Source organism: Pseudomonas sp. B7(2017), from assembly GCF_002112745.1.
GTDB lineage: Bacteria > Pseudomonadota > Gammaproteobacteria > Pseudomonadales > Pseudomonadaceae > Aquipseudomonas > Aquipseudomonas ekonensis.
Window position 1 is genome coordinate 228700 of record NZ_NEIP01000001.1, and the last position, 20084, is coordinate 248783.

Here is a 20084-nt window from a genome sequence, read left to right on the forward strand (position 1 = left end):
CTAGTGCGGGCTTACTCGGCGGCGCTGACGGCGCGCGAACGCACCATCTGGGCCGGGGCGAAATGGCAGGTGAACGTGCTGCCGTGGCCGGGCACGCTGCTGATCTCCATGCGGGCGCGGTGGCGCAGCAGCACGTGCTTGACGATGGCCAGGCCCAGGCCGGTGCCGCCGGTGTTGGAGTTGCGGCTGGAGTCGACGCGGTAGAAGCGTTCGGTCAGGCGCGGCAGGTGCTTGTTGTCGATGCCGATCCCGGAATCCTGCACGCTCAGGTGGGCGCCTTGCTCGTCGCCCCACCAGCGGATGCGGATGCTGCCTTCGGCCGGGGTGTACTTCACGGCGTTGAACACCAGGTTGGAGAAGGCGCTGCGCAGTTCCGCCTCGCTGCCCTTGAGCAGGATCCCGCCGTCGGCCTCCAGGCTGATGCGCTGGTTCTTGCTGCCGGACAACTGCTGCGCATCGCTCTTGATCGATTGAAGCAATGCATCGATCAGCACCGGGTGATTGTCGGACGGGTAGTCCGTGGCTTCCAGCTTGGCCAGCAGCAACAGATCGTTGAGCAGGGTCTGCATGCGTCCGCCCTGTTGCTGCATCTGCTGCAGGGCACGGCCCCAGCGCGGGTTCACTTCCTCGACGTTGTCGAGCAGGGTCTCCAGGTAGCCGCAGATCACCGTCAGCGGCGTGCGCAGTTCGTGGGAAACGTTGGCGATGAAGTCCTTGCGCATCTGTTCCAGCTGGTGGATGCGGGTGACGTCGCGCACCAGCATCAGGTGCTCGTTGTTGCCGTAGCGGGTGATGTACAGCTGGATGCGCAGGCGGTCGTTGGTCGGCGAGGGGATTTCCAGCGGTTCGGCATAGCTGTCCTGCTCGAAGTATTCCTTGAAGCGCGGATGGCGCACCAGGTTGGTCACCGGTTGGCCGCTGTCCTGCGGGGTCTTGAGGCCGAGCAGGGTCTCGGCGGCGCGGTTCCACCACTCAAGGTTGCCTTCGCTGTCGAGCATGACCACCGCGTCCTTCAGGGCGGCGGTGGATTCCTGGACGCGGTCGATCACCGCTTGCAGGCGTCCGCGCACCCGTTGGTCGCGGCGTTGCAGGTGGTAGATGCTGTCGAACACCTCGCCCCACAGGCCGTAACCGTCGGGCGGCGCTTCGTCGGGTTGGTGCAGGCGCAGCCATTCGTGCAGGCGCAGCAACTGCTTGAGCGTCCAGGCCAGGTACAGCCCCAGGCCCGCGGCGAGGCTCCAGCCGTAGTGACCGGTGATCAGGCCGATCACCAGGCAGGCGGTGACCAGCAACAGCATGTGGCGAATCAGGGTGCCATGCCAGTTTTGGTTCACGGGAAATGCGGTCCTTGTCTGCTTGGCTGGCGCCGGGCTCAGGCTTTGGTGGAAAACCGGTAGCCGGTGCCGCGCACGGTTTGCACCAGATTTTCATAGGCGTCGCCGAGGGCCTTGCGCAGGCGCCGGATGTGCACGTCGACGGTGCGCTCCTCGACATAGACGTTGCCGCCCCAGACCTGGTCCAGCAATTGCCCGCGGGTGTAGGCGCGTTCCTGGTGGGTCATGAAGAACTGCAGCAGGCGGTATTCGGTGGGGCCCATTTCGGCCGGGCGGCCGTCGATGGTCACGCGGTGGCTGATCGGGTCGAGCAGCAGGCCGCCGACCTCGATCGGCGCTTCGCCGTCGGTGGGGCCTGCGCGGCGCAGCACGGCCTTCAGGCGCGCCACCAGCTCGCGGGGGGAGAACGGCTTGGTGATGTAGTCGTCGGCGCCGACTTCCAGGCCCTGGATCTTGTTGTCCTCTTCGCCCTTGGCGGTGAGCATGATGATCGGGATGTCCCCGGTCAGCTCGTCGCGCTTGAGTCGCCGCGCCAGTTCGATGCCGGAGGTGCCGGGCAGCATCCAGTCGAGCAGGATCAGATCCGGCTTGCGGTCGACGATGATGGCGTGGGCCTGCTGCGAGTTCTCGGCCTCAAGGCAGTCGTAGCCGGCCATTTCCAACGCCACGGCGATCATCTCGCGGATGGGCGCTTCGTCGTCGACGATCAGAATGTTCCTGCCAACCATGCCTTAATCCTCTTGTCATTTAACTGTCGTGCGCCGCATTAGATAACGGAATTATTGCAGTCGTGTGACAGTATTCGGCGCCCGGCGATTGTGCAAATCCTGGACTAAGCTCTGAGTTCGAATCCTGACAACCACAAAAGAAGGTTTCCATGACTCAGACGACTGTTTCTCTCAAGGCCCTGCTGATGGCCGCCGCACTCGCACTGCCGGGCCTGGCCATGGCGGCCGAGCCGGCCATGATGAAGGACGGCATGATGGTCGACCACAAAGGCATGACCGTCTACACGTTCGACAAGGACGCCGGCGGCAAGTCGATGTGCAACGGCGACTGCGCCAAGAACTGGCCGCCGATGATGGCGCCGGCGGGGGCCAAGGCCGAAGGCAAGTGGACGGTCATCAAGCGTGACGACGGCATGATGCAGTACGCCTACGACGGCAAGCCGCTGTACACCTTCGTGAAGGATGAAAAGCCCGGGGAAATGAAGGGCGACGGCATGAAGGACGTGTGGCACGTCGTGCACGAGCACAAGTGACCGCTTGATCTTTTCCCTCTGTGGAACCCTGTGGGAGCGGACTTGCCCGCGAAGGCGTCAGGTCAGTCGGCAGATCCGTTGACTGATGCGCCGCCATCGCGAGCAGGCTCGCTCCCACAACGGTTCTGCGCGGCGGCTCAGCGCAGCGCGTAATCCAGCACGATCCCGATGAAGATCGTCATCCCCGCCCAATGGTTGTGCAGGAACGCCTTGAAGCACTTCATCCGGTCGCGGTCACGGGTAAACCAGAATTCCCACGCGAAGCAGCCGGCGGCCGCCAGCAGGCCGAGGTGGAACCACACGCCCAGCCCGAACTTCGACCCGGCCAGCAGCAGGCAGCCCAGCGCCAGCCCCTGCAAGGTCAGGATGATCACCCGGTCGGCATCGCCGAACAGGATCGCCGTGGACTTCACGCCGATCTTCAGGTCATCGTCGCGATCCGTCATCGCGTAATAGGTGTCGTAGCCCACGGTCCACAGCAGGTTGGCGATCCACAGCAGCCACGCGGTCGCGGGCAGCTCGCCGGTCTCGGCGGTGAACGCCATCGGCATCCCCCAGGAAAACGCCGCGCCCAGCACCACCTGCGGGTAATAGGTGTAGCGCTTCATGAACGGATAGGTGAACGCCAGCGCCAGGCCGCCCAGCGACAGCCAAACCGTTGCGGCGTTGGTGCACAGCACCAGCAGAAAACTCACGCCCATCAGCAGGGCGAAGAACGCCAGCGCCTCCTTGGAGCTGATCCGGCCGGCGGCCAGCGGGCGCTCCGCGGTGCGTTTGACGTGGCCGTCGACCTTGCGGTCGGCCCAGTCGTTGATCACGCAGCCACCGGCGCGGGTCAGCACCACGCCGAGGACGAAAATAACGATGTTGGCCAGCGACGGCGACCCCTTGCCGGCGATCCACAGCGCCCACAGCGTCGGCCACAGCAGCAGGTAGATGCCGATCGGCTTGTCCATGCGGGTCAGCTGGATGAAGTCCCAGGCCCGCGGGTTCAGGCGGTTCAGGGACTTGAGCAGGCTCTGGTACATCAGCGGTTCTCCGGTTCGGCGGCGGTGGCGGCCCACAGGCTCGGCAGGAAGACCTCCGCCACCAGCACGCTCAGCGCGCCGCGGTCGAAGCGTGAGCGGCGGCCCCACAGCCCAGGCGCGCGGCACTCGGCGGGCAGCCATTGCTCAGGATAGCGGCAGACTTCGATGGCGCGCCGGCTGAAGGCGTGGTCGCAGAACAGCAGCTCGCCCAGGGAGCGGCTGCCCAGTTCGTCCATGTGCAGGCCGTCGCCCTGCAAGGCGCTGCGCGAGGCCACGCTGCGGGCGAACACCCAAGCCTCGCCGTGGCCGCGCAAGTAAACCTCGCGCACCCAGCCTTCGCTGCCCTCGGCCAGGTCCAGCGCCGCGCATTCGTCGGCGCGCAGGGGCTGCCAGCCTTCGAACAGCGGGGTGATGCTGAAGCCGCCGTCGGACAGGCCGGTCAGGCGGCGGGTCAGGGAGCCTTCGTCGAACAGCCAGTCCGAAACCTTCGGGGCGGGGAGGGGCATCAACTGCGTTTGCGCCAGCCAGAGCGGGGCCGGGCGGGATTCTGTGGGTTGCACAATGAGTCGTTTTTGGCCGCAAATGAGGCGGCGAGCTTACCATGGCAGGCGGCGATATTGATTGATCCGGGTCGCCATTGCGCCGAACAGGCTTGCATCTGCCCGGCACCCCCAGTACAAAACGCCCTGAGCCGGAGGGCAGCGCGATACCATCGACCCTCTGCGCCGACACCCGCCTGAACCTCTGAGGAAACACCGGAATGAAGAAGTGGCAATGTATCGTCTGCGGCCTGATCTACAACGAAGCCGAAGGCTGGCCGGATGACGGTATCGCGGCAGGCACCCGCTGGGAAGACGTGCCTGAGGACTGGCTCTGCCCGGACTGCGGCGTCGGTAAGACGGACTTTGAAATGATCGAAATCAACTGAGAAAACACAAGGAGTAGGGCATGAACGCACCTGTAGTGATCATCGGCACCGGGCTGGCCGGCTACAACCTGGCCCGAGAGTTTCGCAAGCTCGACGGCGACACCCCGCTGCTGCTGATCACCGCCGATGACGGCCGTTCCTACTCCAAGCCGATGCTCTCCACCGGCTTCGGCAAGAACAAGGACGCCGACGGCCTGAGCATGGCCGAGCCGGGCGACATGGCCGATCTGCTCAAGGCCGAAGTGCGCACCCACACCCGCATCAGCGGCATCGACCCGGGCCACAAGCGCCTGTGGATCGGCGAGGAGGCGGTCGAGTACCGCGACCTGATCCTCGCCTGGGGCGCCGAGACCGTGCGCGTGCCGATCGCCGGCGATGCGGCGGACCGGGTGTTCCCGATCAACGACCTCGAAGACTACGCGCGTTTCCGCGCCGCCGTGGACGGCAAGCGCCGGGTGCTGCTGCTCGGGGCCGGGCTGATCGGCTGCGAGTTCGCCAACGACCTGATCCTGGGCGGCTACGAGGTGCAAGTGGTTGCGCCGTGCGAACAAGTCATGCCGACCCTCCTGCACCCGGCCGCCGCTGCGGCCGTGCAGGCGGGGCTCGAAGGCCTCGGTGCGCGTTTTCACTTAGGTCCGGTGCTGGCCCGCCTGCAGAAGGTCGCGGACGGCCTGGAGGCGCACCTGTCCGACGGCCAGGTGATCGCCTGCGACGCGGTGGTGTCGGCCATTGGCCTGCGTCCGCGGATCGACCTGGCGGCCGCCGCCGGGCTGCAGGTCAACCGCGGTGTGACGGTCGACCGTCAGCTCAGGACGTCCCACGCCAACATTTACGCCTTGGGCGACTGCGCCGAGGTCGACGGGCTGAATCTTCTGTACGTAATGCCCCTCATGAGCTGTGCGAGAGCGCTGGCGCAGACCCTCAGCGGCAACCCGACGGCGGTCAGCTACGGGCCGATGCCGATTACCGTGAAGACCCCCGTCTGCCCGCTGGTGGTGTCCCCGCCGCCACGGGGCCGCGAGGGCGTGTGGACGGTCGAGGGGCAGGGCGCCGACGTCAAAGCGCTGTGCCATGACGGCGAAGGCCAGCTGCTGGGCTACGCCCTGACCGGCGCGGCCGTGACCGAAAAACTCGCCCTGAACAAACAACTTCCGGCCCTGCTGGCGTAAATACCGGTCGTTCTGTCGGAATCACCCCGCTTTTGCCCCCACAAAGGTCGCGCGGAGACTGGCGCCGCCCCGAACCGCGTGCCATCCTCACTCCCGTCTGCCGCAGCGTAGAGCCTGCGGCGCCTTGGGCGCTGTTCCAACGAGGACAGCACGGACATAACAACAAAAAACCGTCAAAGGGGCTTCACTAATGCGTAAACCAGAACTCGCCGCCGCCATCGCAGAAAAAGCGGATCTGACCAAAGAGCAGGCCAACCGCGTCCTCAATGCCGTTCTCGAAGAAATCACCGGCGCCCTGCACCGCAAGGACAGCGTCACCCTCGTGGGCTTCGGCACCTTCCTGCAACGCCACCGCGGTGCCCGCACCGGCAAGAACCCGCAAACCGGCGAGCCGGTGAAGATCAAGGCCAGCAACACCGTGGCGTTCAAGCCAGGCAAGTCGTTGAAGGACAGCGTCAATCCGTAATTGAAGTGCGCCCTCGGGAAGAGCGGGGGGGCCGCAGTGAAGAAAGGGCATCACGACCAGGTCGGATGCCCTTTTTTGTGCCTGGCGCAAGGGAAGGTGCGGATCAGGCCGAATAGAAATAGCGGGTCAGGTGGAAGAAGATCGGCGCCGCGAAGCAGATCGAGTCCATCCGGTCGAGCATGCCGCCGTGGCCCTTGATCATCGTGCCCCAGTCCTTGGCGCTCAGGCTGCGCTTGATCGCGGACATGACCAGGCCACCGAGAAAGCCCATGGTCACGATGACCAGCGACATCAGCAGCGCCGCCCAGAAGCTGAACGGCGTCATCCAGAACATGCAGCCGCCGATCAGCGTGGCCGACAGGCCTCCCCCGATCAGACCCTCCACGGTCTTCGACGGGCTCACCAGCGGCGCGACCTTGCGTTTGCCGAACAGTTTGCCGAACACGTACTGCAGGACATCGCTCATCTGCACCACGAAGACCAGGTAGAACAGCAGCAGGGCGTTCTGACCCTGAAAGCCTTGCAGATCCAGCAGCAACAGCGCCGGCGCGTGGCTGATGCAGTAGATGCAGATCATCACCCCCCATTGGATCTTCGCCGTGCGCTCCAGAAAACCTTCGGTGTCCTGGCTCAGGACGGCGATCGCCGGCAGCAGCAGGAACGCATACACCGGCACCAGCAACGTGAACATCGAGTACCAGTGCGTGCCGATCAGCAGGTATTGCAGGGGGATCAGAATGAAAAACGCCGAGAACAGCGCGTTGTGGTCGCCACGCGCAGTGGGCGTCAGCGTGATGAACTCGCGCAGCGCGAACAGGGAAATGAAGCCGAACAGCACGACCGTGGCGTTGGGGCCGAGCAACCAGGACACGAAGAAAACGATGACCATCCCCCACCAGGCGTTCACCCGCTGGTTGAGGTTTTCGATGGTCGCCACCGAGCTTTCGGAGGTGGCCCGCCGGGCCAGGACGCTACCGGTGAGCGAAGCCACGGCCAGCAGGCAGGCAATGGCTGCGAAGAACCAGAGGAATTTGGTTTCCAGACTCATTTCGACAACCTCACGATGGCATCGCGTGCGCGTTCGAGGAACGCCTGCTTTTCTTCGCCGGCAAGGCGTGGCAACGGATCGCCTATGCGGATGGTGCAGATGATCGGCAGCGGCACGTGTTTGCCCTTCGGCATCGAGCGGTGCAGGTTTTCCAGATAGATCGGCACCAGGTCGACCTCGGGGAAGGTCTCGGCCAACCGGAAGATGCCGGACTTGAAGGGGCCTGGCAGCGGCTGGGTGGAACGGGTGCCCTCGGGGAAAATGATGATCGAGTGCCCGGCCCGCACCACGTCGAAAATCGGCTCCAGCACATTGGTGCCCGGCGCAGGGTTGCGCTCGATCAGCACGGCGTTCAGGACGGTTTGGGAAATGTAGGACAGAAAGCGGTTCTTGCCCCAGTAGTCGGCGGCCGCCACAGGCTTCACATCGCGCCGGGCCTGCGCCGGCAGCGCAGCGATGATCGCCAGGGTGTCCATGTGACTGGTGTGATTGGCGAAGTAGATCCGCTGGCGGGTGAGATCCGGCGGGCTTTCCCAGCGGGCCGTCACGCCGATCAGGAATCGCAGCAGCGAAATCAGCGCATTACTGATCCACATGGGCATTCCCCTTCAGTTGCTCGGAGATGGCCAGCGTCCGCGTGACGCAGGTGGCGACCGAACCGACGGCGATGATCAGCAATGCGATCAACAGAACATGATGGGTGCCGTAAACGCTGGTTTCGAACACGTTCAACAGCAGCGCCACGGTCATCACCGCCATGCGGTGCTGCTTGGCCATCGGCCCCATGAAGCTCTGCTTGAGCCCGATGGCGCCGCCGAATACCCGCACATAAGCGGTCAGCGCCGCCGCCAGTGCCGCGAACCAGCCAAGGTCCGCTTGGCCGATGGCGTAACCCAACCCGACGATCAACAGGCTGTCCGCCACCCGGTCGGGAAACTCGTTGTACAGGCTGCCGATCGCCGACTGCTTGCCGCCCTCGATGGCCACCATTCCGTCGAACAGGTTGCACAACAAGCGCAGTTGAATGCCGATGATGCAGAAGACCGACCCGGCCACGCCGTTGTCGATCCACAACGTCAGCGCGCCGAAGAGCGCGAAGACCATGCTGACGACGGAAATCTGATTGGGCGAAATGTCCCGCTTCACCAGACCGTCAGTGACCCGCCTCGCCCAACCGGCAGACCGTGTCTTGATGGGCCTTCTGTTTTCATCCATTTGCCAATGTCCTTGTCGGTGCTGCGTTGCAAAAAAACGGTTACGGGGCGTTGACGGTGTTCGACTGATTTTAGTTACCAGGAACCGTAGGGGATGCCGAATTTTTCTACGTAGGCTTTGGACTCTTCCTGGAAAAAGTAATACTCGCCCAGTGCCTTACCCAAGTGCGGGCCGAGGGGGACAACGCTGGCCTGTTCGCGGGTGACCTCAATTGCCTGAAGGCAGGGGCCGGTGATCCAGACTTTGACGATGCCGCCGGGGGCGAGTCCGACCACTAGCCATTTGCGATGTCTTGTGGCCACTTTTTGATAGGCTCGACAAAACACGTCCTCGCTATTGCGCATCAGCTCGCGGGTGGATTCCGGGATTCTGATGAGGGCGTTGTAGGTCTGAGGCTCGGCGATTGATTGCCAGCGAACATAGAGCAACTCAGGCAGGTTTGCGCCAACGACACGTCGACCTTTGCCTCCCGGGATTTCGGGCCAGCCTGCGGGCTTTCCTCTGAACTCTGCAGGAACACCCTTGCTTAAGGGGCGTGGATATCCTTGAGCGGGTATGCCACTGCCTGCGTTCCCGAAGACCTTCCCGTCAATATCCAGAACTGCGGCTGTCTCTATCCAGACATCCATGTAGTCCGGAGAGTAAAAGTTAAGGCTCCAGGCGTCATAGGGCAGTTTCCGGGCCTTCACGGACGAACAACCTGTCAGCAGGATAGAGAGGAGCAAGACGCAGATCTTCAGGGGGGAGCTGCTTCGTTCAAGCATTGGGATGCACCACGCGAGTGAATTTTTCTGCCGGTCGATTGATGAACACAATGTCCAGATCACTGCTGCCGAAGTTTCTGGCGGCGTTCCAGTTCGCGGACAAATGAATGTAGCGGGTGACGAGTAGCGTCTCTTCTTCGGGAGTGAGGTCGATGCGGCGAGTTTCCCCCAGCGCAAAACGCATCAATTTTGTCGCGATAGGCACCAGTTCTTCCGGTAATGCGAAGCGGCCATCCGGTTCGACGGAAAGAAACGGCACATCATGCTTCACCGCCAACGCACGCATGATCCGCAGATAGATCAATGACAGTTCATTGCGCATTTCCCGCTGACAGCTGACGACAGCGAAGACCCGCTTCCAACGGGTTCTGTCGCCTTTGACGTTCTGTACGACGCGCTTCTCCCATGTGCGTATTTCCAGCGGCAAATCATGAAGATTCAACTGATCCTGCAGACGTCTGAGTTCATATTGCGCAGCCACAAACGCTTTGGATTCATGCAAGGGCAAGCGAACGTCTTCATCGCTTGAGTGCAGTTTGCTGAGCAACACCCGCTCGATGGATCGCGGCAGGTAGCCACCGCCCAGATCGGAATGCACCCCCGGCAACACGATATCCGCAGCATCGGCCTTGTTGAGCGAGAAGTTGTGACGACGCTCATCTCTGGCCACGAGGTGTACGACTTTTTTGGCAATGTCCGGCGCGAGGTACAGATTGAGCCCCGGGTTGACTGCATCGTGGACGCTGAAGTCGCCCGATGAGAGTTTTGCGATGGCGGCAGCGGTATCGAATATGCCAATGAAGTTGATGGTGACATCTGAACGGGTGCTCCAGCTGAAACCCTCAACGAACATGGAGTTTTCGCTGAGTGCTGTTGCTACAAGACTTTTTTGGTCGTTGAAGACGTCATTGGCGAAATGTCTTGCGGCTGCAGCTCCGCGACTGAAGCCGAAAATATCGAATTCTACTTGAGCAACTTTTCGATCCGGATTGGCCTGCTGAAAAAGCTCAATCTGTTCCAGAATCGCGGAAGGGCTCTGTTCGACTCTCGCCAATACTCCCTGGACACCCATCCCTGTCGCCTGCGAGTACAACGAGTCTTCGGCACCGCTGGCAGTGCCGATTCCTTCCAGGTAAACGGGGATGTACGCCATGCGTTCGTCCTCTGCCAAACGGCTCTTGGTATCGTCTCGGTAGAGACCATGAAGCCTCGCCACATTGCTCAAATCATTCCCGTAGCTGTTGTCCGGCGCCCCTCCCTGCCCGTCGTATCCCTGAGTTTCGCAAAACTTCTGAAGGTCTTCTGCTTTCGCCTCCAGCCCCACGTCCCGCGCATGGCACCCGGCAACGCTTTCGCTGTTCAGCCGGTTATTCCCCGTCCCGTCAAAAAACACCCCGATCCGCAGCGTAATCCCGGCAGGTGCCTCATCCTCCAGCTCAACCTCTTCCTCCTCCTCTTCAAGTTCATTTTCAACCGCTGCCTTCGCCCCGGACGCGGGCGCAGCAGCCAGCGCACCGTCCATGCCGGGTAGCCGCCAATCAGCGCCTTCTCCTTCAAGCGTCTTGCCCCCGGTCTCGATCTCCGTGCTGCTGAAGATCCCGCCCCCGTCGATCACGATGTGATGCCCGCCAGCCTTCAAGGTGATGCTGGCCCCCGCATCCAGCACCACGCTGGCGCCCGCCCGCAGATGCACTTGTTGGCCGGCCTCCAAGCTGAGGACGCTGCCCACGTCGGTCTGGCTGCGGCCCTTGATCGATTCGCGCCGGTCGCGTCCGACCTCCAGGCGGCAGTCGTTGAGGATCTGCCGCTCCATGTCGCGCTGGGCGCGTAGGTAGATCAGTTCCTGCCCGGCCCGGTCTTCAAGGGTCAGTTCGTGGTAGCCGCCCGTGCGGGGCGAGCTGCGGCTGCGCAGGGTTGTCCGGGTCTTGTGGGCGGGCAGCCGGTAGGGCGTGGGCGTGACCTTGTTGACCACGCAGCCGGTGATCAGCGGCTTGTCCGGATCGCCCTCCAGGAAGGTCACCACCACTTCCATGCCGACGCGCGGAACAGTCACCGCCCCGAAACCGTCTCCGGCCCATGCCGACGACACGCGCACCCAGCAACTGCTGCGCTCGCTGTTGAAGTGCGCCCGATCCCAAGGGAACTCGACCTTCACCCGTCCGTTTTCGTCGCAGTAGATGTCTTCGTCTTTGGGGCCTGTGACCCTTGCGGTCTGGCTGACGAGCGGCGGCCGGCGCGCCGGCAGGGGCGGGCGGTACACCACGTCGGCAGGGGCCGCGGTGAAGGTGTTGCGGTAGCCTCGGGCAAAGTCTTCGCCGGGTTGAATGCCGTGGGGCGCCGTTTCCTCCAGCACCTGGGGTTGCCGGCCCTCGTGCGTCACGCTGAGCAGCAGCCACAGGGCGTTGCATCTTTTCCGGGGATGTTCGTTCAGCTCGAACAGGTGGCCGCTGCGCAGGGTCGGCTGGTCGCTTGCGGCCTCGGCCAGTTCGTAGTCGGCCCGATACCGCTCCAGCGCCTGGCGGGCGAGCCGTTTGCCGCGCTTCTCGCCCTCCAGAAGCAACGGATAGCGGTAGTCCTCAAGGGGTGGCTCGAACTCGGCGCGGAAGCGGCTTTCGAGCGTCAGGCTTGGACGATTCAAGTCGTAGTCGCGGCGCGTGACGGCGCTGGTGCGGGTTCTGGCGCTCAAGGAAAACCGTCTGACCACCGGGTGCCCGGCGACCATGCCGCTGTCCGGTCGGTAGGGCGTGGCGGGCAGTGTGATCAGGTACACCGGGTCATCGGTGAACACCAACAGATGGCGATCGGCCGAATGGCGGTGATGCCAGGCGATGCCTTCTTCGGCGCACAGGCGCTGAATGAACGCGAAATCGCTCTCGCCGTATTGGGTGCAATAGTCGCGCGGCGGCAACGGTTGGACATGAAAGGCAAAGGCGTCGGGCTGGATGCCGTGACGTTTGAGGACTTGCGCGATGATCTGCGCGACCGTCAGCCCCTGGAAAATCCGCTGGTCGTGGCTGAACTGCAAGTAGTGCAGGAAGGGCACCAGCGACAGGCCGTAGTGCGTCAGACGCTTTCCCGAGTCACCGGCCGACGCCTCTTCGATATGGCCGTGGATCCCCTCGCCGTGGTGGCCGAACCGGAGGAAGGCCGGCTGGCCGAGCAGGCTTTCCATGTCGAAATCAGGGTGTTCGCTGACCAGCTCGATGCGCAGGGCATAAAGGCCGCTGACCCTTTCGGTGCCGTTGAACGCCAGCACCTGGAAGTCATGGCGGACGCCGGGAATGTGCAGCGTGACGGAGGCGGAATTGACAGTTTCAGACATGCGCGTGTCCCTGGATCGCGGGGAAAACCGGCGTGGTGTCGAAACCGTCCCTGGCCAGCGCACGCCGATGTTTGGCTGCACGCTAACAAGGCGTGAAACATGTTTATGTAAGAAGTGTCCGGCGCTTGAGTCAGACCGATCCGTGTTTCAAAGTGCGGGTTCTGTTTGAGGAAAGGGCTGTAGGAAGAGTGATGTCGGGATAAAGCATTCGATGCATGAACCCCCTTTTGTGCAAGGCCTTTGGAACTAGTGGATATATAGGATGCCATCATTGTGATGGCACTTTTATTGTTCCCGGTGGTTTTTCACCCTTTGTTCATAGATACCGTCCCATTTTCAGAACCGTCCTACTTCATTTTTTTTCCGGATTTGTCATGCTTGTCGCCCTTACTTGTGGGACGAGCGTGCAGCTGTCCGGTGGCGGTTTCGCGGGCCGCTCTAGGTCGGAGGTTTCGGCCTTGAGGGAGGTAAACGTGGAATATAAACAGGCATCAGGGAAACCCTTGCGGCATATAGGGCAATCTCTTACAGAGCCCAATGAACACTTCGTCTTGTTGTTTAATCGGATGCTTGCTAGTGGCCATCATAGTGATTACGATGCGCGCACTTGAAAGAGCAGAAACTCAATTGGATGAGTCGCTTCACCGCTCTTCGCTACTGTCCCGCGCCGCTGCCATTCCAATGGGCGCACGACCGTAATCCAAACTAAAGGCCATGGATGTCCTACTCGAGCAAACTTTCCGCCCATTACCTCGAACTCGCTAAAGTCTCTGTTTCCAAAGAGAATTTTGCGGGCGAAGACGTTCGCTTCTCGAGCGAATTCGAGGCGCTGGAAAGCGAGCTGGCCAAGGCTTCGTCGATGCACGAAAGCGGCCAGATCGACTGGCTCAAAATCCGCGAAAACAGCGAAACCCTCCTGCGCACGCAGTCCAAGGATCTGCGGGTCGGCGCCTGGTTGACGTGGTCGCTGTACCAGCGCGAATCCTTCCCCGGCCTGCTCGCCGGCCTCGGCCTGCTGCACCATCTGTCGGAAAACAACTGGGCCGACATCCACCCGCTCAAGCCCCGCACCCGGGCCGCCGCCATCGGCTGGCTGGTGCCGCGGCTGGAGCAGGTCATCACCGAAAACGTCGCGATCAAGGAACAGCTGCCGATGTTCCGGCGCCTGTCCGAGCATCTGGACGGCCTCGACGCCGCCTGCAGCCAGCACTTGGGCGACGACGCGCCGCTGCTGCTGCCGGTCAGCCGCCGGCTGAAGACCATGATCCAGCGCGCCGCCGACAACCAGCCGGAGCCCGGCGTGGTCGGCGCGGCGGTGGCCCAGGTCAAGCAGGCCGCCACCCAGCTGTTCACCCCCGGCGCACCGATCGACAACGAGAAAGAGGCCTACAAGGCCCTGCGCGCCCAGCAGGAGAGCGCCCGTCCGCTGTGCGCCTGGTGGCTCAAGCAGAAGGCCACCGACCTGCGCGCCCTGCGCCTGAACCGCACGCTGCTGTGGCTGCCGATCGACGCGGTGCCCGAGCGCAACGCCGAGCAGATCACCGTGCTGCGCAACCTGCCGACGGACAAGCTCAAGGCCTATCAGGATCGTTTCGACCAGGGCAAGTACGCCGACCTGCTGGTGGAGCTGGAGGCGAGCCTGGCGAAGGCGCCGTTCTGGTTCGACGGCCAGCGGATGGTCTGGGAATGCCTGCAGAACCTCAACGCCGAAATGGCCATGCGCGAAGTGGAGATCCACTTCGCGCTTTTGGTTCAGCGCCTGCCCGGCATCGTCGAGCTGCGTTTTCACGACGGCGTGCCGTTCGCCGATCCGGCCACCCGCGCCTGGATCGCCGCCAACGTCATGCCGCACCTGCAGAGCGCCAGCGCGCCGCGCAAGGTCGAGGCCGAGGTCGAGACCCAGCCGGCCTGGGAAAAGGCCCTCGAAGAGGTGATGCCGATCCTGCGCAAGGAAGGCCTGAAGGCCGCCGTGCAGATCCTCAAGCAAGGCCTGCAGGCCGCCCACGGCGGGCGGGTGCGCTTCTTCTGGCAGTTCGCCCTGGCGCGCCTGTGCTTCATGGCCAAGAAGTACGAACTGGCCAAGAACCAGCTCGAAACCCTCGATCAGACACTACAGGACTCAGGCCTGCACGCCTGGGAGCCCGATCTTGCGCTGGAAGTGCTGCACCTGCTGCACAGTTGCTGCGAGCTGATGCCGCAGAACCATGCCGTACGTGAACGCAAGGATGAGATTTATCGCAGGCTGTGCCACCTCGACCTCGAAGTGGTACTCGAATAGGCCCCAGGGCCACAACCGCAAGGAGAAAAGCCATGGCCAAAGAAGGCTCGGTAGCCCCCAAGGAACGCATCAACGTCACCTTCAAACCCGCCACCGGCGGTGCTCAGGAAGAGATTGAACTGCCGCTGAAACTGCTGGCGATCGGTGACTACACCCACCGCAAGGACGAGCGCAAGATCGAGGATCGCAAGCCGATCAGCATCGACAAGATGACCTTCGACGAGGTGCTGGCCAAGCAGGAGCTGAGCCTGACCCTGAGCGTGCCGAACCGTCTGCAGGAAGACGGCGAAGCCGACGAGCTGGCCGTGCAGCTGCGCGTCAACTCCATGAAGGACTTCAACCCGGCCAGCCTGGTCGAGCAAGTGCCTGAACTGAAAAAGCTGATGGAACTGCGCGATGCGCTCGTGGCCCTGAAAGGCCCGCTGGGCAACGCCCCTGCGTTCCGTAAAGCCATCGAAGGCGTGCTCGCCGACGACGAATCCCGCGGTCGCGTACTCGGTGAGCTGGGCCTGAACGCCGCAGCCCCGGACGCCTGAGACTCCAGCAGCCAAGGAAGCCAACACAATGAGCACTAGCGCAGCACAACAGAACGCCGCCGAGAACGGCGAATACAGCATCCTCGACAGCATCATCGCCGAGACCCGCCTGACGCCGGACGACGAAGCCTATGACATCGCCAAGCGCGGTGTGTCGGCGTTCATCGAAGAGCTGCTCAAGCCGCAGAACAACGGTGAGCCGGTCAAGAAGGCCATGGTCGACCGCATGATCGCCGAGATCGATGCCAAGCTCAGCCGTCAGATGGACGAAATCCTGCACCACCCGGACTTCCAGGCCCTGGAATCGTCGTGGCGCGGCCTGCAACTGCTGGTGGACCGCACCAACTTCCGCGAAAACATCAAGATCGAAATCCTCAACGTCTCCAAGGACGACCTGCTGGACGACTTCGAAGACTCGCCGGAAGTGATGCAGTCGGGCCTGTACAAGCACATCTACACCGCTGAATACGGCCAGTTCGGTGGACAGCCGGTAGGCGCGATCATCGCCAACTACTACCTGTCCCCAAGCTCGCCGGACGTGAAGCTGATGCAGTACGTGTCCAGCGTCGCCTGCATGTCCCACGCGCCGTTCATCGCCGCCGCCGGCCCGAAATTCTTCGGCCTGGAAAGCTTCACCGGCCTGCCGGACCTGAAGGACCTGAAAGACCACTTCGAAGGCCCGCAATTCACCAAGTGGCAGAGCTTCCGTACCTCCGAAGACGCCCGCTACGTCGGCCTGACCGTGCCGCGTTTCCTGCTGCGCAACCCGTACGACCCGGAAGAGAACCCGGTCAAATCGTTCGTGTACAAGGAAAACGTCGCCAACAGCCACGAACACTACCTGTGGGGCAACACCGCCTACGCGTTCGGCACCAAGCTGACCGACAGCTTCGCCAAGTTCCGCTGGTGCCCGAACATCATCGGCCCGCAGAGCGGCGGCGCCGTTGAAGACCTGCCTCTGCACCACTTCGAGAGCATGGGCGAGATCGAGACCAAGATCCCGACCGAGGTCCTGGTGTCCGACCGCCGCGAGTACGAACTGGCCGAGGAAGGCTTCATCTCCCTGACCATGCGCAAAGGCTCCGACAACGCGGCGTTCTTCTCCGCAAGCTCGGTGCAGAAGCCGAAGTTCTTCGGCATCAGCGCAGAAGGCAAGGCGGCTGAGCTGAACTACAAGCTCGGCACCCAACTGCCGTACATGATGATCGTCAACCGTCTGGCCCACTACCTGAAGGTCCTGCAGCGCGAGCAACTCGGTTCGTGGAAAGAGCGCACCGACCTCGAGCTGGAACTGAACAAGTGGATCCGCCAGTACGTGGCCGACCAGGAAAACCCGAGCGCCGAAGTCCGTGGCCGCCGTCCTCTGCGCGCTGCGCAGGTGATCGTCAGCGACGTCGAAGGCGAGCCGGGCTGGTACCGCGTCAGCCTGAACGTGCGTCCGCACTTCAAGTACATGGGTGCCGATTTCACCCTGTCGCTGGTCGGCAAGCTGGACAAAGAGTAAGAGCGACTCATGGACGGATACGGCAGCCTTTTCGAACGCCTGAACGGCGACGCGGACCTGCGCGCCGGCTGGAGCCGCGAGGCTTCGGCCATGGCGTCGGTGGCTGCCCATCTGGCCAAAATGCTCAGCACCCGGGCGGGCAGCGTGCAGACGCTGTCCGACTACGGGTTGCCCGATCTCAATGACATGCGCCTGAGCCTGCACGACTCCCTGAGCCAGGCCCGCCTGGCCATCGAAAGCTTCATCGAAGCCTACGAGCCGCGCCTGAGCAACGTGCGTGTCATTTCCCTGCCGCGTGACCACGACCAGCTCCGCCTGTCCTTCAGCATCGAAGGCCTGCTGGAGGTGGACGGTTTCAAGCGTCAGGTCAGTTTCTCCGCGCGCCTGGACGGCAGCGGCCAAGTGAAGGTCAACTAAGGAAATCCCCGATGTCCGGCAAACCCGCAGCCCGCGTCTCCGACCCCACCGCTTGCCCGCTCCCAGGCCACGGCACCAACCCGATCGCCGCCGGTTCCGGCGACGTCTTCTTCGACGGCCTCCCGGCCGCCCGCCAGGGCGATGCCTCGGCCTGCGGCGGCGCCCTGGTCGGCGACCTCGCCACCACGGTGCTGATCAACGGCAAACCGGCTGCGACCGTGGGTTCGGTCGGGGCTCATGGCAACAAGGTCACGGCGGGTTCCGGGACGGTGATCATCGGCAATTCGCATTCGCCGGCGCCGTTTGTGCCGCCGTTGCCGCTCATTCTTCCTGGGTTTGATGAGCAGTTTGCGCTCACCGATGTGTCCGGTGCGCCGATGGCAGACCGGCGATACCTGATTGTTCGCCAGGATGGCTCGCACGAGGAAGGAGTGACCAACGCAAAAGGCTTCACTCATCGGCTTGCTCGCCACGACAGTGCGGAGAAGATCGAAATCTACGTTGCACAGGAGGACTGATAAGTGGGCGCCGACACTATCAAAACTTCGAGTGGTGCCTTTGCAAAAGTCGCGACCATGCAAAGCACGCCGACTAAAGATCTCACTCCCAAGCCAATTGCTGTCGAACATGGCCTGACGGTCTTCCTTGGGGGAGCAGGGATGATTGGAGCCTATAACGCGGACATGGTAGCGGCTCTCAAGGAAGCCGGTATCCCTAACGCGGTATATGGGAACTACTCATCATTGACGGCTGGATTGGATAAGCATGTCCCGGATATGGTCGACATGCTTAGCGATGCCGCCTCTGTGGTTTTATATAATCAGGATGAAAGTGATCCTGTTATTTTCGAATATGGCGAACTTCAGAAGTGTACTTATGGTGGAGAATACATAGAGAAAAAGTATCTCTATGGATTGATCACTATCAAGAGTAACAGTGTAGTGGAGTGCACGCCAACCAGCGACATCCTAGCGATCAAAATCGGTCGAGACGTTTCCAAAATCAAAGCGACGGAGTTTCCTCTTAGCTCGATGGAAATCACCAAGCCGCTGCCGAAGGTCGGGCAGTTTAATATTGTTGGGTACTCCTGGGGATCTGTCATCGCGGCTCGTACGGCCATGTACTATGCGCGTTCCGGGGTCAAGGTCAGCAATGTTGTGCTCATCGGATCTCCGATAAATAAAAGCCTGAAAGATGCTGTTAGTAATCATCCCAATATTGGTAAAGCAATAGTCATCAATTTGCAGGATAAGGGCGACCCCATCTACGCAGGCATGACCGACAAGGAGTTGGTGGACTCTGCGCTCAAGCTAGGAAAGCAGATGCCGACCGCAGAGGGGCACTTCTACTATTCCGGTGATACGCCTGAAGGCAGGGTCAGACGTCGTGAGCTTGCAAAGCTGCTTTTCTCCAAGGGGCTTCGTTAAATGTTCCGTCTGCTCTATCTGTTGATATCAACGGTGATGCTGTTGATGCCGTTCACCGACCCAAAGAGCAAATGGCTAGTGGGCGGAGTGGAACTGTATGGTTACTTCTTTATTTTTTGCATCATTGTTTACATTCCTTTGATGGTTGCTGCTTTTGTTTTTTTTGTGAAGTCGTTGCTGATGTTTGTGCGGAAAAAAGAACTTCGAAAGGGTTCTTTGTCGTTGGCGGCGGCCGTCATTGGCGCTGTCGCTCTGTATGGCTTTAATTATTGGGTGTTCAATGACATTTACTAATGCTGGAAAAGTTGGGGTCTCCCAGTATTTTCAATTTATGAAGAGTAAATATCTTTTGCTTGCTGGCGCAGTCCTGGTGGTTTTGTCCTTCTGGACCTGGTATTGCGTCAATGCAATGATCGGCTTTCCCGCAGGCATTACCCAGATCAGTCCCTCCGGTCGATACATTCTGGAAAACGTACGAGTGGGAAAAATTTTTCCATTCGGCGGCATGGCTTACCTCAGGGTCATCGACAGAGAAAACCCTCAAGTCGTCTATCGCACGCCCTTGTATGACACTCAGTCCCTGGACATGAACACAAACGAGACCGAATCCACTGTCGGGATCGTCTGGATATATTTTGATCGCAACAAGAAGTCCTTTGAAATTGCCATGCCGGAATGGGAAGAAAGTTGGATGAACATGTTCATCAGCAATACCTCATACACGCATCTGGAAAATTGAACGATATGGATCGGACGAACGAATTTCAGGGTTACCTGGCCGGTGTCGCCGACAGCGATCTGTTCGGCTGTCTGGCCTTGCTGAGCTTTGTCCTGCTGGTGACTGCCTTGCATCGTGCTGCCCGAGCTTCGCGTGTGCACCGGGTTCTGACGCTGTTCGTCCTGATGATGGTCGTCGCGATCCATGGCACCGGTACCTGGTACCTGAACCTGAGGCCAGCATGAGCCATTCCAGTCGACTTGCCATGTGCCTGTTTGTCCATGCCCTCGGATGCGTGGCCTATGCATTTCTGAATGACGCCGTTGTGCTTGCCTACAAAGGGTTGAACGGCGGCTTCACCTCCAGGGGCGTTGCCGTCGGCATGGCCAGCTACGCGCTTTTCTACATCTTTTTGGCCATCAATCTGATTGTCGCGTTGGTGCCGAACCTGTTCGCCAAGCTACTGCTGCTGTGTCTGATGGTGGGTTTCATCTTGCTTTGGATGCTGCCGGATCAGCCCTTGAGGGCGTTGTTTTATGGCGTGGCTCAGGGCTGCGCCACGTTGCTGTCAATTCTCGCTACTCAGGTCATCGAGTTGCGTTGGGCGGCCCGAAGCATTGCCGGTCGTGTGCAGAACCGGCCAGAAGGCGGTCTCGCATGAACAGTGCA

Annotated in this window: 23 protein-coding genes; 14 read left to right on the forward strand and 9 right to left on the reverse strand. The window is 61.5% G+C overall.

All coding sequences use genetic code 11. The features are described from left to right. Nucleotides 1-11 precede the first annotated feature (11 nt). Nucleotides 12-1298, reverse strand: a complete 1287-nt coding sequence (gene phoR / locus CAG29_RS01065) for a phosphate regulon sensor histidine kinase PhoR (RefSeq protein ID WP_256576738.1) — start codon at nucleotides 1296-1298, stop codon at nucleotides 12-14. 74 nt (nucleotides 1299-1372) lie between these two features. Next, nucleotides 1373-2062: a phosphate regulon transcriptional regulator PhoB gene (phoB, locus tag CAG29_RS01070; protein WP_085579082.1), complete on the reverse strand. Its 690-nt coding sequence runs from the start codon at nucleotides 2060-2062 to the stop codon at nucleotides 1373-1375. A 149-nt stretch (nucleotides 2063-2211) separates the two neighbouring features. Here phoB and CAG29_RS01075 point away from each other — a divergent pair, with 149 nt between their 5' ends. Then, a complete protein-coding gene (locus tag CAG29_RS01075) occupies nucleotides 2212-2595 on the forward strand; it encodes a hypothetical protein (protein WP_085638619.1) in 384 nt (127 codons plus the stop codon). 137 nt (nucleotides 2596-2732) lie between these two features. On the opposite strand, the gene ubiA is transcribed toward CAG29_RS01075, so the two are convergent. Both ubiA and CAG29_RS01085 read right to left on the reverse strand, forming a co-directional pair. Continuing rightward, nucleotides 2733-3623, reverse strand: a complete 891-nt coding sequence (gene ubiA / locus CAG29_RS01080) for a 4-hydroxybenzoate octaprenyltransferase (protein ID WP_085579078.1) — start codon at nucleotides 3621-3623, stop codon at nucleotides 2733-2735. After that, the gene (locus CAG29_RS01085) at nucleotides 3623-4183 is read right to left on the reverse strand and encodes a chorismate lyase (protein ID WP_085638613.1); all 561 of its coding nucleotides are present in this window, start codon (nucleotides 4181-4183) and stop codon (nucleotides 3623-3625) included. The genes ubiA and CAG29_RS01085 overlap by 1 nt, the downstream gene beginning before the upstream one ends. Before the next feature lie 200 nt (nucleotides 4184-4383). Here CAG29_RS01085 and CAG29_RS01090 point away from each other — a divergent pair, with 200 nt between their 5' ends. The 3 genes from CAG29_RS01090 to CAG29_RS01100 all read left to right on the forward strand — a co-directional run bounded on the left by CAG29_RS01090 (nucleotide 4384) and on the right by CAG29_RS01100 (nucleotide 6186). Beyond that, nucleotides 4384-4551 carry a rubredoxin gene (locus CAG29_RS01090; protein WP_085579074.1) on the forward strand — a complete coding sequence of 56 codons (168 nt, stop codon included), beginning with the start codon at nucleotides 4384-4386 and terminating at the stop codon, nucleotides 4549-4551. Nucleotides 4552-4571: 20 nt separating this feature from the next. Beyond that, nucleotides 4572-5720 (forward strand): NAD(P)/FAD-dependent oxidoreductase, encoded by a 1149-nt coding sequence (locus CAG29_RS01095; protein ID WP_085579072.1) that lies wholly within the window; start codon nucleotides 4572-4574, stop codon nucleotides 5718-5720. 190 nt (nucleotides 5721-5910) lie between these two features. Next, nucleotides 5911-6186 (forward strand): HU family DNA-binding protein, encoded by a 276-nt coding sequence (locus CAG29_RS01100; protein WP_003213368.1) that lies wholly within the window; start codon nucleotides 5911-5913, stop codon nucleotides 6184-6186. A 103-nt stretch (nucleotides 6187-6289) separates the two neighbouring features. On the opposite strand, the gene CAG29_RS01105 is transcribed toward CAG29_RS01100, so the two are convergent. The 5 genes from CAG29_RS01105 to tssI all read right to left on the reverse strand — a co-directional run bounded on the left by CAG29_RS01105 (nucleotide 6290) and on the right by tssI (nucleotide 12535). Continuing rightward, the gene (locus tag CAG29_RS01105) at nucleotides 6290-7234 is read right to left on the reverse strand and encodes a phosphatidate cytidylyltransferase (protein WP_085579070.1); all 945 of its coding nucleotides are present in this window, start codon (nucleotides 7232-7234) and stop codon (nucleotides 6290-6292) included. Next, entirely contained in the window at nucleotides 7231-7830 is a 600-nt protein-coding gene (locus tag CAG29_RS01110) for a 1-acyl-sn-glycerol-3-phosphate acyltransferase (protein ID WP_085579068.1), read from the reverse strand. The genes CAG29_RS01105 and CAG29_RS01110 overlap by 4 nt, the downstream gene beginning before the upstream one ends. Further along, on the reverse strand, nucleotides 7817-8449 hold the full coding sequence (locus CAG29_RS01115) for a CDP-alcohol phosphatidyltransferase family protein (RefSeq protein WP_085579066.1): 633 nt from the start codon (nucleotides 8447-8449) through the stop codon (nucleotides 7817-7819). Before CAG29_RS01115 ends, CAG29_RS01110 begins: the two co-directional genes overlap by 14 nt. 74 nt (nucleotides 8450-8523) lie before the next feature. Beyond that, nucleotides 8524-9213, reverse strand: a complete 690-nt coding sequence (locus CAG29_RS01120; RefSeq protein ID WP_085579064.1) for a DUF2931 family protein — start codon at nucleotides 9211-9213, stop codon at nucleotides 8524-8526. Beyond that, nucleotides 9206-12535, reverse strand: coding sequence for a type VI secretion system tip protein TssI/VgrG (gene tssI, locus CAG29_RS01125; protein ID WP_085693773.1), 3330 nt, complete (start codon nucleotides 12533-12535; stop codon nucleotides 9206-9208). The genes CAG29_RS01120 and tssI overlap by 8 nt, the downstream gene beginning before the upstream one ends. A 718-nt stretch (nucleotides 12536-13253) precedes the next feature. On the opposite strand from tssI, the gene tssA reads away from it, so the two are divergent. From tssA to CAG29_RS01175, 10 genes are read left to right on the forward strand one after another with little or no spacing between them, the layout of a single operon-like run. Then, nucleotides 13254-14813, forward strand: a complete 1560-nt coding sequence (gene tssA / locus CAG29_RS01130) for a type VI secretion system protein TssA (RefSeq protein WP_085579060.1) — start codon at nucleotides 13254-13256, stop codon at nucleotides 14811-14813. A gap of 32 nt (nucleotides 14814-14845) precedes the next feature. Continuing rightward, nucleotides 14846-15349: a type VI secretion system contractile sheath small subunit gene (gene tssB / locus CAG29_RS01135; protein ID WP_008007671.1), complete on the forward strand. Its 504-nt coding sequence runs from the start codon at nucleotides 14846-14848 to the stop codon at nucleotides 15347-15349. Nucleotides 15350-15377: 28 nt separating this feature from the next. Then, entirely contained in the window at nucleotides 15378-16853 is a 1476-nt protein-coding gene (gene tssC, locus CAG29_RS01140; RefSeq protein WP_085579058.1) for a type VI secretion system contractile sheath large subunit, read from the forward strand. Nucleotides 16854-16862: 9 nt separating this feature from the next. After that, nucleotides 16863-17270: a type VI secretion system baseplate subunit TssE gene (tssE, locus tag CAG29_RS01145; RefSeq protein ID WP_085579056.1), complete on the forward strand. Its 408-nt coding sequence runs from the start codon at nucleotides 16863-16865 to the stop codon at nucleotides 17268-17270. Between the two features lie 11 nt (nucleotides 17271-17281). After that, entirely contained in the window at nucleotides 17282-17788 is a 507-nt protein-coding gene (locus tag CAG29_RS01150) for a PAAR domain-containing protein (RefSeq protein WP_085579054.1), read from the forward strand. A 3-nt stretch (nucleotides 17789-17791) separates the two neighbouring features. After that, a complete protein-coding gene (locus CAG29_RS01155; RefSeq protein ID WP_085579052.1) occupies nucleotides 17792-18697 on the forward strand; it encodes a hypothetical protein in 906 nt (301 codons plus the stop codon). Then, on the forward strand, nucleotides 18698-18991 hold the full coding sequence (locus CAG29_RS01160; protein WP_085579050.1) for a hypothetical protein: 294 nt from the start codon (nucleotides 18698-18700) through the stop codon (nucleotides 18989-18991). 37 nt (nucleotides 18992-19028) lie between these two features. Then, nucleotides 19029-19436: a hypothetical protein gene (locus CAG29_RS01165; RefSeq protein ID WP_085693774.1), complete on the forward strand. Its 408-nt coding sequence runs from the start codon at nucleotides 19029-19031 to the stop codon at nucleotides 19434-19436. A gap of 5 nt (nucleotides 19437-19441) precedes the next feature. Continuing rightward, entirely contained in the window at nucleotides 19442-19660 is a 219-nt protein-coding gene (locus CAG29_RS01170; RefSeq protein WP_085579045.1) for a hypothetical protein, read from the forward strand. Then, entirely contained in the window at nucleotides 19657-20076 is a 420-nt protein-coding gene (locus tag CAG29_RS01175; protein WP_085693775.1) for a hypothetical protein, read from the forward strand. Before CAG29_RS01170 ends, CAG29_RS01175 begins: the two co-directional genes overlap by 4 nt. Nucleotides 20077-20084 lie beyond the last annotated feature (8 nt).